The sequence below is a fragment of the Pseudomonas sp. F2 genome (assembly GCF_057174385.1).
This window is the reverse complement of the sequence record NZ_CM169904.1, coordinates 4,297,757-4,313,274: the sequence shown is the minus strand read 5'-3', so window position 1 is coordinate 4,313,274 and position 15,518 is coordinate 4,297,757. Positions and strand designations below refer to the sequence as shown.

At 60.3% G+C, this 15,518-nt stretch carries 15 protein-coding genes and 1 pseudogene; 8 read left to right on the top strand and 8 right to left on the bottom strand.

Annotation, left to right across the window (positions count from 1 at the left end; translation table 11 throughout):
* Positions 1-3 precede the first annotated feature (3 nt).
* The gene (locus AC193Q_RS19490) at positions 4-867 is read right to left on the bottom strand and encodes a YicC/YloC family endoribonuclease (RefSeq protein ID WP_182403028.1); all 864 of its coding nucleotides are present in this window, start codon (positions 865-867) and stop codon (positions 4-6) included.
* Positions 868-1,137: 270 nt separating this feature from the next.
* On the opposite strand from AC193Q_RS19490, the gene rph reads away from it, so the two are divergent.
* Together rph and AC193Q_RS19480 are read left to right on the top strand one after the other, a co-directional pair.
* Positions 1,138-1,860 carry a ribonuclease PH gene (gene rph / locus AC193Q_RS19485; protein WP_027610407.1) on the top strand — a complete coding sequence of 241 codons (723 nt, stop codon included), beginning with the start codon at positions 1,138-1,140 and terminating at the stop codon, positions 1,858-1,860.
* Between the two features lie 29 nt (positions 1,861-1,889).
* Complete coding sequence (locus tag AC193Q_RS19480; RefSeq protein ID WP_003229492.1) at positions 1,890-2,258, top strand: DUF4870 domain-containing protein; 369 nt, start codon at positions 1,890-1,892, stop codon at positions 2,256-2,258.
* Positions 2,259-2,340: 82 nt separating this feature from the next.
* Here AC193Q_RS19480 and AC193Q_RS19475 read toward each other — a convergent pair whose 3' ends face one another.
* Positions 2,341-3,120 carry an exodeoxyribonuclease III gene (locus AC193Q_RS19475; RefSeq protein WP_003229491.1) on the bottom strand — a complete coding sequence of 260 codons (780 nt, stop codon included), beginning with the start codon at positions 3,118-3,120 and terminating at the stop codon, positions 2,341-2,343.
* 82 nt (positions 3,121-3,202) lie between these two features.
* Here AC193Q_RS19475 and pyrE point away from each other — a divergent pair, with 82 nt between their 5' ends.
* A complete protein-coding gene (gene pyrE, locus AC193Q_RS19470) occupies positions 3,203-3,847 on the top strand; it encodes an orotate phosphoribosyltransferase (protein ID WP_041071932.1) in 645 nt (214 codons plus the stop codon).
* A gap of 186 nt (positions 3,848-4,033) precedes the next feature.
* On the opposite strand, the gene argB is transcribed toward pyrE, so the two are convergent.
* The 4 genes and pseudogenes from argB to coaBC all read right to left on the bottom strand — a co-directional run bounded on the left by argB (position 4,034) and on the right by coaBC (position 8,331).
* Positions 4,034-4,939 carry an acetylglutamate kinase gene (gene argB, locus AC193Q_RS19465; protein WP_003229488.1) on the bottom strand — a complete coding sequence of 302 codons (906 nt, stop codon included), beginning with the start codon at positions 4,937-4,939 and terminating at the stop codon, positions 4,034-4,036.
* Between the two features lie 17 nt (positions 4,940-4,956).
* A pseudogene (locus AC193Q_RS19460) lies at positions 4,957-6,333 on the bottom strand (phosphomannomutase/phosphoglucomutase); the annotation flags it as partial.
* Positions 6,334-6,661: 328 nt separating this feature from the next.
* Positions 6,662-7,117, bottom strand: coding sequence for a dUTP diphosphatase (gene dut / locus AC193Q_RS19455; RefSeq protein ID WP_003229483.1), 456 nt, complete (start codon positions 7,115-7,117; stop codon positions 6,662-6,664).
* A 5-nt stretch (positions 7,118-7,122) separates the two neighbouring features.
* Positions 7,123-8,331: a bifunctional phosphopantothenoylcysteine decarboxylase/phosphopantothenate--cysteine ligase CoaBC gene (gene coaBC, locus AC193Q_RS19450; RefSeq protein WP_121182734.1), complete on the bottom strand. Its 1,209-nt coding sequence runs from the start codon at positions 8,329-8,331 to the stop codon at positions 7,123-7,125.
* 133 nt (positions 8,332-8,464) lie between these two features.
* Here coaBC and radC point away from each other — a divergent pair, with 133 nt between their 5' ends.
* Positions 8,465-9,139: a RadC family protein gene (radC, locus tag AC193Q_RS19445; RefSeq protein ID WP_047297276.1), complete on the top strand. Its 675-nt coding sequence runs from the start codon at positions 8,465-8,467 to the stop codon at positions 9,137-9,139.
* A 132-nt stretch (positions 9,140-9,271) separates the two neighbouring features.
* Here radC and AC193Q_RS19440 read toward each other — a convergent pair whose 3' ends face one another.
* Positions 9,272-10,858 (bottom strand): ABC transporter substrate-binding protein, encoded by a 1,587-nt coding sequence (locus tag AC193Q_RS19440; RefSeq protein WP_086792427.1) that lies wholly within the window; start codon positions 10,856-10,858, stop codon positions 9,272-9,274.
* A gap of 447 nt (positions 10,859-11,305) precedes the next feature.
* On the opposite strand from AC193Q_RS19440, the gene rpmB reads away from it, so the two are divergent.
* A complete protein-coding gene (gene rpmB / locus AC193Q_RS19435) occupies positions 11,306-11,539 on the top strand; it encodes a 50S ribosomal protein L28 (protein ID WP_003229474.1) in 234 nt (77 codons plus the stop codon).
* An 11-nt stretch (positions 11,540-11,550) separates the two neighbouring features.
* Entirely contained in the window at positions 11,551-11,706 is a 156-nt protein-coding gene (gene rpmG, locus AC193Q_RS19430; RefSeq protein ID WP_003177274.1) for a 50S ribosomal protein L33, read from the top strand.
* Between the two features lie 207 nt (positions 11,707-11,913).
* Here the strand turns inward: rpmG and AC193Q_RS19425 are convergent, their stop codons facing one another.
* A complete protein-coding gene (locus AC193Q_RS19425; RefSeq protein ID WP_041071946.1) occupies positions 11,914-12,276 on the bottom strand; it encodes a cupin domain-containing protein in 363 nt (120 codons plus the stop codon).
* A 234-nt stretch (positions 12,277-12,510) separates the two neighbouring features.
* On the opposite strand from AC193Q_RS19425, the gene AC193Q_RS19420 reads away from it, so the two are divergent.
* Positions 12,511-14,004 carry an aldehyde dehydrogenase gene (locus AC193Q_RS19420; RefSeq protein ID WP_041071948.1) on the top strand — a complete coding sequence of 498 codons (1,494 nt, stop codon included), beginning with the start codon at positions 12,511-12,513 and terminating at the stop codon, positions 14,002-14,004.
* Between the two features lie 245 nt (positions 14,005-14,249).
* A complete protein-coding gene (locus AC193Q_RS19415; RefSeq protein WP_483878705.1) occupies positions 14,250-15,395 on the top strand; it encodes an MFS transporter in 1,146 nt (381 codons plus the stop codon).
* The last annotated feature ends 123 nt before the right edge of the window (positions 15,396-15,518 follow it).

Here is a 15,518-nt window from a genome sequence, read left to right as displayed (position 1 = left end):
GCCTTACTCAATATTCTGCACTTGTTCGCGCATCTGCTCGATCAACACCTTGAGGTTGACGGCGGCCTGGGTGCTGCGCGGGTCGAAGGCCTTGGAGCCCAGTGTGTTGGCTTCGCGGTTGAGTTCCTGCATCAGGAAGTCGAGGCGCCGACCAGCAGCACCGCCGGACTTGAGCACCCGGCGGACTTCAATGATGTGGGTGCTCAGGCGATCCAGTTCTTCGGCCACATCGCTCTTTTGCGCGAGCATGACCATTTCCTGTTCCAGACGCTGCGGATCCAGTTCGGCCTTCATGTCGGCGAAGCGGTCGAGCACTTTCTGGCGCTGGGTCGCGAGCATCTGCGGCACCAGTTCACGCAAGGTCACGACGTCTTCTTCTATGGAGGTCAGGCGCTCGTTGATCAGGCGTGCCAGCTCCGCGCCTTCGCGCTCGCGGCCGGCCTTGAGTTCCTTGAGACCTTGATTGAACAGGGCCAGCGCATCGGTATTCAGCGCCTGTGGATCAGTCGCGTCGGCCACCAGCACGCCGGGCCAGGCCAGTACTTCCAGCGGGTTCAGTGCCGCCGGGTTGTTGATCAGCCCGGCAACGGTCTCGGCGGCGGCGACCAATTGCGCGGCGCGCTCGCGGTCGACCTGCAACGGCTTGCCGGTGCTTTCTTCGGTGAAGCGCAGGGTGCATTCCAGTTTGCCCCGCGACAGGCCCTGACGCAGGGCTTCACGCACGGCGCCTTCGAGGTCGCGGAACGACTCCGGCAGGCGCAGGTGCGGTTCCAGATAGCGACTGTTGACCGAGCGCAGTTCCCAGCTCAGGGTGCCCTGGGCGCCGGCTTTCTCAACGCGGGCGAAGGCGGTCATGCTGTGCACCATGGCGGTGACCTCGCAATGCAGATCGGCGCAGAAGGGATGTTCCGCAGGCTCGATATCAATGAATTTAAGCCGACTGGCAGCAAAGGCGCAGGATTGTAGCGCAGTGCGGCGGATGCGCCCAAACACACGGTGTGACAAAGGGCTGCAGGCCGTCGGTTATGAGTGTTTCAGGGCCGTGGGTCGACGGCCGGAATTTTTAACCCGTGCCCAGGCGCGGTGCAGCGCTCTATAATGCTCGGCAGTTTTCCGTCCCCAGTACAGGTATTCCCTATGAAACGTCCAAGTGGTCGCGCTGCCGATCAGCTCCGCTCGATCCGCATTACCCGCAACTACACCAAACACGCCGAGGGATCCGTACTGGTCGAATTCGGTGATACCAAAGTCATCTGCACCGTCAGCGTCGAAAACGGCGTGCCGCGTTTCCTCAAGGGTCAGGGCCAGGGCTGGTTGACCGCCGAGTACGGCATGCTGCCGCGTGCCACTGGCGAGCGTAACCAGCGTGAAGCGAGCCGTGGCAAGCAGGGCGGTCGCACCCTGGAAATCCAGCGCCTGATCGGCCGTTCGCTGCGCGCTGCGCTGGACATGTCCAAGCTGGGCGACGTGACCCTGTACGTCGACTGCGACGTGATCCAGGCTGACGGCGGCACCCGCACCGCCTCCATCACTGGCGCCATGGTGGCCCTGGTTGATGCACTGAAAGTGATCAAGAAGCGTGGCGGCCTGAAAGGCGGCGACCCGCTCAAGCAAATGATCGGCGCGGTGTCGGTCGGCATGTATCAGGGCGAGCCGGTGCTGGATCTGGACTATCTTGAAGATTCCGCCGCCGAGACTGACCTCAACGTGGTGATGACCAGCACCGGTGGCTTCATCGAGGTCCAGGGCACTGCCGAAGGCGCGCCGTTCCAGCCTGAGGATCTGAACGCCATGCTGGAACTGGCGAAGAAAGGCATGAACGAAATCTTCGAACTGCAAAAGGCCGCACTGGCCGACTGAGCAGGTTCGTAACCCGCAAGGAGGATGCGATGAGTGATGAGCAAGAGTTGCTGCCCAAACCGAGCCAGGAGGTTCGCCAATGGGCGATGTTTTGTCACTTGTCCGCCTTGCTGGGGATCTGGATTCCGTTCGGCAACCTGATCGGGCCGCTGATTCTGTGGCAGATGAAGCGCGAAACTGATCCGTTCATCGACGCTCAGGGCAAAGAGGCACTGAATTTCCAGATCACCGTGGCGATTGCTGCCGCGATCTGTCTGCTGCTGATGGTGTTGATCATCGGCTTCTTCTTGCTGGGCCTGCTGGCCATCGGGGCGCTGGTGTTGACGATCATTGCCGGGGTGAAGGCGAACGAAGGGTTCCCCTACCGTTATCCGTTTACCTGGCGGTTGATCAAATAACGATCAGCACAAATGACCTGTAATCAGCGCGCACAAAAAAGCCGACAGCGATGTCGGCTTTTTTGCATCCACGAATCGACGCTTAAATGGTCAGCGTCCAGTCGTAGTCGACGATCAACGGTGCGTGCTGCGAGAACCGCGGCTGACGCGGCAGGCGTGCACTGCGCACGAAGCGCCGCAGGCCCGGGGTCAGCAACTGGTAATCGAAGCGCCAGCCCAGATTGAGCATCTCGGCCTGTTCGTTGTCCGGCCACCAGCTGTACTGATCGCCTTCGCGGCTGACTTCGCGCAGGGCATCGACGTAGCCCATGTTGCCGACAATCTCGTCCATCCAGGCGCGTTCTGGCGCCAGGAAGCCCGGGGATTGCTGACTGTCGCGCCAGTTCTTGATGTCGAGCTTCTGCTGCGCCACGTACAGCGAGCCACAATAAATGTACTCGCGACGTTTACGCCGCTGCTTGTCCAGGTACTTGCCGAAATCGTCCATGAGCTTGAACTTCTGGTTCAAGTCCTCATCGCCGTTCATTCCCGAAGGAAGCAGCAAGGTAGCAATACTGACTTTGTCGAAATCTGCTTGCAGGTAGCGCCCGTAGCGGTCGGCCGTCTCGAAACCGAGACCGCTGATGACAGCCTTCGGTTGCAACCGCGAATACAAAGCCACGCCACCTTGGGCAGGGACTTCAGCATCGCAGGCATAAAGGAAGTAGCCATCCAGTTGGAAGGCTGGGTCATCCAGTTCAAAGGCGGAGGCACGGGTGTCCTGCAGGCAGATGACGTCGGCATTCTGAGCTTGCAGCCAACTGAGCAAACCACGCTCGACTGCCGCCTGAATACCATTGACGTTCACACTGATGATCCGCATAAATGGCCCCAAAAATCGCGTGCGTGTATGATACACGGCGTCAAGCTAATTAGCTAAATCCGTGGTATTTGGGGTTTTTTTCATGCAAGCGTATCAGCGCGATTTCATTCGTTTTGCCATCGATCGCGGCGTTTTGCGCTTCGGTGAGTTCACCCTGAAGTCCGGGCGCACCAGTCCTTACTTCTTCAACGCCGGCCTGTTCAACACGGGCTCGGCCCTGGCGCAGCTGGGGCGTTTTTACGCGGCAGCCATCGCCGAAAGCGGCATTTCTTTCGACGTCCTGTTTGGCCCGGCCTACAAAGGCATCCCGCTGGCGGCAACCACTGCCGTCGCGCTGGCCGAGCATCACGACCGCGACCTGCCGTGGTGCTTCAACCGCAAGGAAGCCAAGGCCCACGGCGAAGGCGGCAGTCTGGTCGGCGCACCGCTGACCGGCGACGTGCTGATCATCGACGACGTGATCACCGCCGGCACCGCGATCCGTGAAGTGATGCAAATCATCGCGTCCCAAGACGGCGCCAAGGCTGCCGGTGTGTTGATCGCCCTGAATCGTCAGGAGCGTGGCAACGGCGAGTTGTCGGCAATCCAGGAAGTCGAGCGTGATTTCGGTATTCCGGTGATCAGCATCGTTTCGCTGAACCAGGTGCTGGAATTCCTCGCTGACGATCCGCAGCTCAAGCAGCATCTGCCAGCTGTGGAAGCGTACCGCGCGCAGTTTGGCGTCTGATGTCGTAGGTGCTTTGGTGGCGAGGGAGCTTGCTCCCGCTTGAGTGCGCAGCGCTCACACTATTTTGGGGCCGCTTCGCAACCCAGCGGGAACAAGCTCCCTCGCCACAAAAGAGATGGAATGCCGCAGGCAAAAAAAGACCCCGCTCAGTCAGGCTGAGCGGGGTCTTTTGGTTTCCGCGACGGCTTACGGACGCTTGCGATTGCTGATCAGCGTACCCACACCGGTATCGGTGAAGATTTCCAGCAGGATCGCGTTCGGCACACGACCGTCGATGATCAGCGAGCTGCCGACGCCGCCCTGAACCGCTTCCAGCGCACAGCGGATCTTTGGCAGCATGCCGCCGTAGATGGTGCCGTCGGCGATCAGGTCGTCGACCTGCTGGGTGCTCAGGCCGGTCAACACAGTGCCCGACTTGTCCATCAGGCCGGCGATGTTGGTCAGCAGCATCAGCTTCTCGGCTTTCAGCGCCTCGGCGACTTTTCCGGCCACCAGGTCAGCGTTGATGTTGTACGACTCGCCGTTTTCACCGACGCCGATGGGCGCGATCACCGGGATGAAGTTGCCTTTGACCAGCAGATTCAACAGTTCAGTGTTGATCCCGACCACTTCACCGACCTGACCGATGTCGATGATTTCCGGCTGGGTCATCTCCGGGGTCTGGCGGGTAACGGTCAGTTTCTTCGCACGTATCAGTCCGGCGTCTTTACCGGTCAGGCCGATGGCGCTGCCACCGTGGCGGTTGATCAGGTTGACGATGCTTTTATTGACCTGGCCGCCGAGGACCATTTCCACCACGTCCATGGTCGCCGCGTCAGTGACGCGCATGCCATCAACAAAGTGGCTTTCGATCGACAGACGCTTGAGCAGATCACCGATCTGCGGGCCGCCGCCGTGAACCACCACCGGGTTGATGCCCACGGCTTTCATCAAGACGATGTCGCGGGCGAAGCCGGTTTTCAGCTCCTCGCTTTCCATCGCGTTGCCGCCGTATTTGATCACCAGAGTCTTGCCGACATAACGTCGGATGTAAGGCAACGCTTCGGACAGGACCTGGGCGGTGTGGGCGGCGGCTTCGCGTTCGAGGGTCATTCAGGGCTCCGGGTGAATCAGAACGGTAGTTGGAGATCAGGTGCAACGCGTTTCAGTTGGGTGTGGAACACCGCCTTGATACGCGCAAGTTCTGCCTCGTCATCGGCCTCGAAACGCAGCACCAGCACCGGTGTGGTGTTGGAGGCGCGCACCAGGCCCCAGCCTTTGGCGTAATCGACTCGCACGCCGTCGATGGTGGTCAGGTCAGCGCCTGGACCCCACTGTGCGTCGTGCAGTGCATCAATGATGCTGAATTTGCTCTCTTCGGTCACATGGATATTGATTTCCGGCGTAGAAATATCGTTCGGGAAGGTCGCAAACAGCTCTTCGGCGGTGGATTTTTCCTTGCTGAGGATCTCCAGCAGCCGTGCGGCGCTGTAAATACCGTCGTCGAAACCGAACCAGCGCTCCTTGAAGAAGATGTGCCCGCTCATCTCGCCGGCCAATAGAGCGCCGGATTGTTTCATTTTCTTTTTGATCAACGAATGACCGGTCTTCCACATTAGCGGGCGACCGCCGTACTCCTTGATCAGCGGCACCAGACGGCGGGTGCATTTGACGTCGAAGATGATTTCCGCATCGGGATTGCGCGCCACCACGTCGCGGGCAAACAGCATCAGCAGGCGATCCGGGTAGACGATGCTGCCGGTGTTGGTCACCACGCCGACACGGTCGCCGTCGCCGTCGAAGGCCAGGCCGAGATCGGCGTTGGTTTCCTTGACCTTGGCGATCAGGTCGACGAGGTTCTCGGGTTTGCCCGGGTCCGGGTGGTGGTTGGGGAAGTTGCCGTCGACTTCGCAGAACAGCGGGATGACTTCGCAGTTCAGCGCTTCGATCAGTTGCGGAGCGATCACGCCGGCCGCGCCGTTGCCGCAGTCGACCACGACTTTCAGGCGGCGGGCCAGTTTGACGTCCTGGACGATTTCGGTGGTGTAGCGGTCAAGGATTTCAACCTGAGTGACGCTGCCCTGACCGCTGGTCAGGTCATTGGTCTTGATGCGCTCGTGCAGCACCTGGATCTGCTCGTTGGCGAGGGTGTCGCCGGCGATCACGATCTTGAAGCCGTTGTAGTTCGACGGGTTGTGGCTACCGGTGAGCATTACGCCAGACTTGCCGGCCAGCACGTTGGCCGCGTAGTACAGCGCCGGGGTCGGAACCAGGCCGACGTCGCTGACATGGCAGCCGCTCTCGGCGATGCCGCGGATCAGTTCGGCAACCAGCTCCGGGCCGGACAGGCGACCGTCACGACCGACCGACACGTTCGGTTCGCCCTGGGCCAGGCTCTGCGAGCCGATGGCGCGGCCGATCCAATAAGCGGTTTCAGTATTGAGGAATTCCGGCACGGTGCCGCGAATGTCGTAGGCGCGGAAGATGCTGTCGGGAAGCTTCGGGGCGATCTTGGCTGGGGTGCTCATCTGCACAAATGCTCCATCTCGAAAAGGGCGGGACAGACCGACGATTCACTCGACGGCAGGCTCAAACTGAAGGGTATGACGGCGTTTTCCACAGAGAGTTCGTGGTGTGAAAGGGCCATGACGCCTCGGCTGGCGTGGCTTTCGGCCGGCAAAACCTTGATTTTCGGTGTTAAAACCTGCTGTCGAAAATGCACAAATTTGTGGTGAGGGGATTTATCCCCGATGGCTGCGCAACAGATCCAAAAGTCTTGGGGCCGCTTCGCAGCCCATCGGGGATAAATCCCCTCGCCACAATAATGTTTCAGGGTTATTTAGTGCCGGTATGACCGAAGCCGCCCGCGCCGCGCTCGGTTTCGACGAACTCTTCCACCATTTCGAAGTGCGCCTGTACTACCGGCACCAGCACCAGTTGCGCCAGGCGCTCGCCGACGGTCATGGTGAAGTCGCTCTGGCCACGGTTCCAGCAGGACACCATCAGCGGGCCCTGGTAGTCCGAGTCGATCAGGCCGACGAGGTTGCCCAGCACGATGCCGTGCTTGTGGCCCATCCCCGAGCGCGGCAGGATCAGCGCGGCGAGGTTCGGGTCGCCGATGTAGACCGACAGACCGGTAGGGATCAGCACGGTTTCACCCGGCTTGATCACGATGTCCTGCTCCAGCATGGCGCGCAGGTCGAGGCCGGCGGAGCCCGGGGTGGCGTATTGCGGCAGCGGGAATTCGGTACCGATGCGGGGGTCGAGGATCTTGGCTTGCAAAGCGTGCATGTAAATTAAACCTGGTTCAGACGTTCGGCGATAAAAGTGACCAGTTGGCGAGCGATCTTGCCCTTGCTGGTCTGGGCGAAAACGGTGGCGTGAAGCTCACGGTCGATCACGCTGCAGGCGTTTTCTTCGCTGTTGAACCCGATGCTCGGATTGGCCACGTCGTTGGCGACGATCAAATCGAGATTCTTGTCTTTCAGCTTGCGTGCAGCGTAGTCGAGCAGGTGTTCGGTCTCGGCGGCGAAGCCGACACTGAACGGACGGTCGGAACGGGTCGCGATGGTGGCCAGGATGTCCGGGTTACGCACCATTTGCAGGACGAAACCGTCGCCACTTGTAGGGTCTTTCTTGAGTTTTTGCGGGGCAACGACTTCCGGACGGTAGTCCGCTACCGCAGCCGAGGCGATAAACACGTCACACGGGATGGCGGATTCGCAGGCCGCGAGCATGTCCCGCGCACTGACCACGTCGATGCGCGTGACGCGATCCGGCGTTGGCAGGTGTACCGGGCCGCTGATCAGCGTGACGCGGGCGCCGGCTTCCACCGCGGCTTCGGCGAGGGCAAAGCCCATTTTCCCGGAGCTGTGGTTGGTGATGTAGCGCACCGGGTCGATGTTTTCCTGGGTCGGGCCGGCGGTGATCACTACGTGCTTGCCGGTCAGTGCCTGACGCTGGAAGCAGTCCGCCGCACACTGCGCCAGATCGGTGGCTTCCATCATCCGGCCCATGCCGACGTCGCCGCAGGCCTGGCTGCCGGAGGCTGGGCCGAAGGTCTTCAGGCCACGGCTTTCAAGGAGTTGCAGGTTGGCCTGGGTCGCCGGATCGCGCCACATGGCCTGGTTCATTGCCGGCGCGACCGCCACTACGGCGTCGGTAGCAAGAACCAGCGTGGTCAGCAAATCGTTGGCGATGCCCTGGGCCAGACGGGCGATCAGGTCGGCGGTGGCCGGGGCGATCAATACCAGATCGGCCCACTTGGCCAGCTCGATGTGGCCCATCGCCGCTTCGGCGGCCGGGTCGAGCAAGTCGAGGTGAACCGGGTGCCCGGACAGCGCTTGCATGGTCAGCGGGGTAATGAACTCGGCGCCGCCATGGGTCATGACCACGCGCACTTCGGCGCCCTGGTCGATCAGGCGACGAACCAGATCGGCGCTCTTGTAGGCCGCAATGCCGCCGCCGACGCCCAGAACGATGCGTTTCCGATACAGCCGCTGCATAGGTCTGCCTTTCATTTCGTGGTTGATACGTGGCGAAACCCCCTCCCCAGGGTGAATTCGCCCGCAAAAAAGATGGGCTACGATATCACAGCGACCGCTACGGAACAGCGGCGCCCACAGACAAGGAACGTGTATGAGCATTCGCGATTGGCCGGCGGCGGAGCGGCCGCGAGAAAGGTTGTTGGAACAGGGCCCTGCGAGCCTTTCAGACGCCGAGTTACTGGCGATTTTTTTGCGTACGGGAGTCGCCGGAAAAAGCGCAGTGGACCTGGCGCGACACTTGTTGAATCAGTTCGGCAGCCTGCGTTTGTTGCTTGAGGCCGATCAGGAAGCATTCAGCAAACAGTTGGGGCTGGGGCCCGCAAAGTTTGCGCAGTTGCAGGCTGCCCAAGAAATGAACCGCCGGTATCTGGCCGAGCGCTCACGTAGAGAGCCGGCACTGGAGAATCCACAGGCTGTTCGGGATTACCTCAAATCCATGCTGCGCCATGAGCCCCACGAGGTGTTTGGCTGCCTGTTTCTTGATTCCAAGCATCAAGTGCTGACGTTCGAGGCGCTATTTCGCGGCTCGATCGACAATACCAGCGTGCATCCCCGGGAAGTGGTGAAGCGCTCATTGGCCAACAACGCGGCGGCGGTGATTCTCTGCCACAACCATCCATCGGGGAACAGCGATCCGAGCCAGGCGGATCGGCAACTGACCAAGCGTTTGCAGAAGGCTCTGGATCTGATTGACGTTCGGGTGCTTGACCACTTTATCGTCGGCGATGGCGAACCGCTGTCGATGGCGGAGTGTGGCTGGATGTAGATCCGGTGGGAGAATGCAAAACCCTGTGGGAGCTGGCTTGCCAGCGATGGCGGCGGCACATTCAGCACAATGCTGTCTGTCAGTCCACTATCGCTGGCAAGCCAGCTCCCACAGGTTTTGTGTTGTGGTGGGTTATTTCAGGTTGACCTTGGAGTAGTCCTGCCGCCCAAACGGGCTGACGGAGTAACCCTGAACGTCTTTACGCGTCAGCGCATAGGCGGTCGGGTGGGCCAGTGGCAACCACAGCGCCTGCTGCTGAATCTGCGCCTGCGCCTGCTCGTAGAGTTTGGTGCGCACGCCCTGTTCGCTGGTGGTCTTGCCGGCGCTGATCAGCTTGTCCAGGTCGGCATTGCAGTAGCGGGCGAAGTTGGTGCCGGACTTGACCGCTGCGCAGGAAAACTGCGGCGTGAGGAAGTTGTCCGGGTCGCCGTTGTCGCCAGCCCAGCCCATGAACAGCAGATCATGCTCGCCCGCCTTGGCACGGCGAATCAGTTCGCCCCACTCGATCACGCGGATTTCCGCCTGAATGCCGATTTCTGCCAGGTCCGATTGCAGCAACTGCGCGCCCAGACTCGGGTTCGGGTTGAGCAAGCTGCCGGACGGACGCGTCCAGATGGTGGTCTGGAAACCGTCCTTGAGTCCGGCCTTGGCCAGCAGCGCCTTGGCTTTGGCCACGTCGTGCGGATAGCCTGGCAGGTTCTTCGCGTAGCTCCAGGTGTTCGGCGGGTAAGGGCCGTTGGCGGGTTCGGCAGTGTCTTCGAACACGGCTTTGACGTAGTTGGCTTTGTCGAAGGCGAGGTTGATCGCCTGGCGCACTTCCGGTTTGTCGAGCGGTGGATGCTGGCTGTTGATGCCGACGAAAGCGGTCATGAACGCGTCAGTCTTTTCCACTTTCAGCGTTGGTTCTTCCTGTGCGGCCTTCACGTCCAGCGGTTTTGGCGACAGAGCGATCTGGCACTCGTTGCGCCGCAGTTTTTGCAGGCGCACGTTGGCGTCCGGGGTGATGGCGAAGATCAGCGGATCGACCGCAGGCTTGCCGCCAAAATAGTCCGGGTTGGCCTTGTAGCGCACCGAGGCGTCTTTCTGGAAGCGCGTGAACACGAACGGACCGGTGCCGATCGGTTGGCTGTTGAGCTTGTCCGTGGCGTCGGCCTTGAGCAGCTTGTCCGCATATTCGGCGGAATAGATGGAGGCGAAGCCCATGCTCAGCGTCGCGAGAAACGTCGAATCCGGGTGGTCGAGGGTAAAGCGCACGGTCAGCGGGTCGAGTGCGTCGATCTTCTTGATCAGCGTCGGCAACTGCATGGACTGGGCGTGCGGGAAGCCGCTTTGCGCCACTTTGTGCCATGGGTTGGCCGGGTCGAGCATGCGGTCGAAGCTGAACTTGACGTCTTCGGCGCTCAGGGTGCGGGTCGGCTTGAAATAGTCAGTGCTGTGAAACTTCACCTGCGGGTGCAACTTGAACACGTAACTCAGGCCATCGGGACTGACTTCCCAGCTGTCGGCCAGGCTTGGCACGACTTTGCCGCTGGCGGTGTCGAAGTCCACCAGGCGGTTCATCAGTACGTCGGCCGAGGCATTGGTGGTGGTCAGCGAGTTGTATTGCACCACGTCGAACCCTTCAGGGCTGGCCTCGGTGCACACGCTCAGGGCGGCAGCCTGGGCCAGGGGGCTCAGCAGAAGCGGGGCAAGCAACAGGGGTAGGGCAGCGAGGCGCATGGTCGGCTTCCTTTACAGATCGAAGGCCCATCTGCAGGTGCAGTCTGGAAAAGGGTTACCCTAGAGGGCTGGATTGCAAATGACTATCCCCTTTTTGCATTTTTCGGGCCGGGACAGTGGTGTTTTTCAGACCACGGTGCACGAGGAAAAGTCGGGAACCTCTTTTAGAGCGGTTTTCTGCGACGAGTGGTCAAAGCGCGCCTCAGCCTTTATCCAAAGCGTCCGCAGCCGGAAAATGCGCGTTTTTACCGGTCGATTGCACATCCATTGTTGTTGCACCCCGGTCTTTCTGGTATAAAGCAGCGCTCTTTTCTAGGGGCCCGGTTCCTTCACTGTAGGTGTAGCCGGTAAGACCTCTAAAGAAACGCGGCGCCTGGCGCCAAATGACTGAGAGATTAAGCGGCCAACCCATGCCGGGTTGGGCATGTGGTTTTAGAGGGCTGAGGCATGTCGAGAGTATGTCAAGTTACCGGTAAGGGTCCGGTAACCGGGAATAACATTTCCCACGCAAACAACAAAACCCGTCGTCGTTTCCTGCCGAACCTGCAGCATCACCGCTTCTGGGTTGAAGAAGAGAAACGTTTCGTACGCCTGCGCGTTTCCGCCAAAGGCATGCGTATCATCGACAAGCGTGGCATCAGCGTTGTGCTGGCCGAGCTGCGTCGCGACGGCAAGATTTAAGGGAGCTAATCATGCGTGAATTGATTCGTTTGATTTCGAGCGCCGGTACTGGTCACTTCTACACTACCGACAAGAACAAGCGTACTACCCCGGACAAAATCGAGATCAAGAAATATGATCCGGTTGTTCGCAAGCACGTGATCTACAAGGAAGGCAAAATCAAGTAATTGATTTTTCCCGACTTACGAAAAAGGCCCGTATCGTGAGATGCGGGCCTTTTTTGTTGCCTCGAATTTCTGCGGTGTCAGGCCGGGCCTCATCGCTGGCAAGCCAGCTCCCACAGTGATTACCGGTGTTCACAATATTGGTGTTAACCACAAAACCTGTGGGAGCTGGCTTGCCAGCGATAGGGCCGGAGCAGTCAGCGAAAGTCCTCAAGCCTTCTGTTCAAAGATCACATAGACCTTGCGGCAAGCCTCCAGCACTTCCCAGGTGCCACGGAAGCCCGCTGGAATCACAAAGCGGTCACCCACGCGCAAGGTCTTGGCATTGCCATCGCTGTCACGCAGCACCGAAACTCCCTGCAGGATTTCGCAATATTCGTGCTCGGTGTAGTTCACCGTCCATTGGCCAACCGCGCCTTCCCACACGCCGACACCCATTTGCCCGCAAGGGCTGTCGTACTGGTTGAACACCGCTTGCTCGGGATCGCCCTTGAGCACTTTGGCCGGATCCGGGCGATAGCGTTCGGCTGCGCTGGTGGTCAGGCTGATGTCGACGACGTTCTGGATGTTCATTGTTGTTTTCTCCCGTGATGACGGCGCGGTGGCTTGAAAGGGCCAAAGTCTATGTTTATTAAAATGAACACCGCAAGGTCGTATGGCGCGCTTATGTCAAATATATTGAAACAAACCCGGCCGCTGGTTTAGGGTGGCGGGTGCCTTGGGCCGAAAAGCAGGCTGGCCGGGCAGCATTCCTGAAGACGACCGCGAAGAACGCGGCGCTCTATTCAACAAGAGGAGGACACTCGAATGACCACCCTGACTCGTGCCGATTGGGAACAACGCGCCCGCGACCTGAAGATCGAAGGCCGCGCCTACCTCAACGGTGAATACACCGACGCCGTTTCTGGCGAGACTTTCGAGTGCATCAGCCCGGTCGATGGCCGTCTGCTGGGCAAGATCGCCAGCTGTGACGCCGCCGACGCTCAGCGCGCTGTGGAAAACGCTCGCGCCACCTTCAATTCCGGCGTCTGGTCGCGCCTGGCACCGACCAAACGCAAAGCCACCATGATTCGTTTCGCCGGCCTGCTCAAGCAGCACGCCGAAGAACTGGCGCTGCTCGAAACCCTCGACATGGGCAAGCCGATCAGCGATTCGCTGTACATCGACGTGCCCGGCGCGGCGCAGGCCCTGAGCTGGAGCGGCGAGGCGATCGACAAGATCTACGACGAAGTCGCCGCCACTCCGCACGATCAACTGGGTCTGGTGACTCGCGAGCCGGTCGGCGTGGTCGGCGCCATCGTGCCGTGGAACTTCCCGCTGATGATGGCCTGCTGGAAACTCGGCCCGGCGTTGTCTACCGGTAACTCGGTGATCCTCAAGCCGTCTGAAAAATCCCCGCTGACTGCCATTCGCATCGCTGCGCTGGCGGTTGAGGCCGGCATTCCGAAAGGCGTGCTCAACGTGCTGCCGGGCTACGGCCACACCGTTGGCAAGGCGCTGGCATTGCACAACGATGTCGACACGCTGGTGTTTACCGGTTCGACCAAAATCGCCAAGCAGTTGATGATCTACTCCGGCGAATCGAACATGAAGCGCGTATGGCTGGAAGCCGGCGGCAAGAGCCCGAACATCGTCTTCGCCGATGCGCCGGACCTGCAAGCCGCTGCCGAATCCGCCGCCAGTGCCATTGCCTTCAACCAGGGCGAGGTCTGCACCGCCGGTTCGCGTCTGCTGGTCGAGCGTTCGATCAAGGACAAATTCCTGCCGATGGTGATCGAGGCGCTGAAAACCTGGAAGCCGGGCAACCCGCTGGATCCGGCGACCAACGTTGGTGCGCTGGTCGATACCCAGCAGATGAACACCGTGCTGTCGTACATCGAATCCGGTCACAGCGACGGCGCCAAACTGGTCGCTGGCGGCAAGCGCATCCTCCAGGAAACCGGTGGCACCTACGTCGAGCCGACGATTTTCGACGGCGTGAGCAACGCAATGAAGATCGCTCAGGAAGAGATCTTCGGCCCGGTGCTGTCGGTCATCGCTTTCGACACCGCCGAAGAGGCGATCCAGATCGCCAACGATACGCCGTATGGCCTGGCCGCAGCAGTCTGGACCCAGGACATCTCCAAAGCGCACCTGACCGCCAAAGCGCTGCGCGCCGGTAGCGTTTGGGTCAACCAGTATGACGGCGGCGATATGACCGCACCGTTCGGCGGCTTCAAGCAGTCAGGCAACGGTCGTGACAAGTCGTTGCATGCATTCGACAAGTACACCGAGCTGAAGGCGACGTGGATCAAGCTGTAAATCGTTGATGGGAGCCTGAGTGAATCAGGCTCCCGAATCGAACAGAGATCCCTGTGGGAGCAAGTCTCTGTGGTGAGGGGATTTATCCCCGATCGGCTGCGAAGCAGTCGCAAAACCAGTGCATTTGATGGTGCAGGTTTTGAGGTCGCTGCGCGACCTGTCGGGGATGAATCCCCTCACCACAGGGTTTGCTCCCACATTTGGTTTTGTGGTGTACATAAAAATAATCCACAGGAGCGTGGACCATGCGTTGGGCGACGTATTTCGCCGTGTTGGCGTCTGTCTTGAGTGTCGGTCTGGCCCTGGGGGTCAGCATGCCGCTGGTGTCGTTGCGTCTGGAGGGTTGGGGCTATGGCTCTTTCGCCATCGGTGTGATGGCGGCGATGCCGGCGATTGGCGTATTGCTGGGCGCGAAGATTTCCAGTCATCTGGCGGCGCGTTTCGGCACAGCCAACCTGATGCGCCTGTGCCTGTGGGCCGGCGCGTTGTCGATCGGCTTGCTGGCGCTGCTGCCGAGTTATCCGGTCTGGCTGGTATTACGCCTGATGATCGGGGTGATCCTGACCATCGTGTTCATCCTTGGCGAAAGCTGGATCAACCAACTGGTCGTCGAACACTGGCGCGGGCGGCTGGTCGCGCTGTATGGCAGCAGTTATGCATTGAGCCAACTGTCTGGTCCATTGCTTCTGGGGGCGCTGGGTACTGAACATGATTATGGATTCTGGGTCGGCGTCGGGCTGCTGACGGTTTCACCTTTTCTGTTGATGGGTCGCAGCGGGGCACCGAGCAGTGAAGCCAGCAGTGTGACCTTCGGCGATCTCTGGGGATTTGCCCGCGAGTTGCCGGCGATTGCCTGGGCGGTGTCGTTGTTCGCCGCGTTCGAGGCGATGATCCTCACGCTGCTGCCGGTGTATTGCCTGCAGCAGGGCTTCACTGCCGAGATTGCGTTGGCGATGGTCAGCACCGTGGTGGTTGGCGACGCGCTGTTGCAACTGCCGATTGGCGCGTTGGCAGACTACCTGTCGCGGCGCACGTTGTTTACCGGATGCGCGGTGATCCTGATGCTGTCGAGCCTGGCGATTCCGCTGTTGATCGACACGCTGCTGATCTGGCCGTTGTGGGTATTGTTCGGGGCCAGCGCCGGTGGCTTGTTCACCCTGTCATTGATCCTGATCGGCGAGCGTTATCGCGACGATGCGCTGGTGCGAGCCAATGCGCACATTGCGCAGCTGTGGGGTGTGGGCTGTCTGATCGGGCCTTTGCTCGCGGGGGCGGGCAGCCAGTGGATCAGCGGGCATGCGTTGCCATTGTTGATGGCGGTCGGGGCGTTCGGGTTGGTGATTCTGCTGATGCGCCAAGGTGCATTCGGCACAGTGGCCGAGCCTGCTTAAGTCAGCTCTTAAAGCGAAAGAATTCTTGTGGTGAGGGAGCTTGCTCCCGCTGGGCTGCGCAGCGGCCCCAAAGACTTCGTGAGCGCTGCGCACTCAGGCGGGAGCAAGCTCCCTCGCCACAAA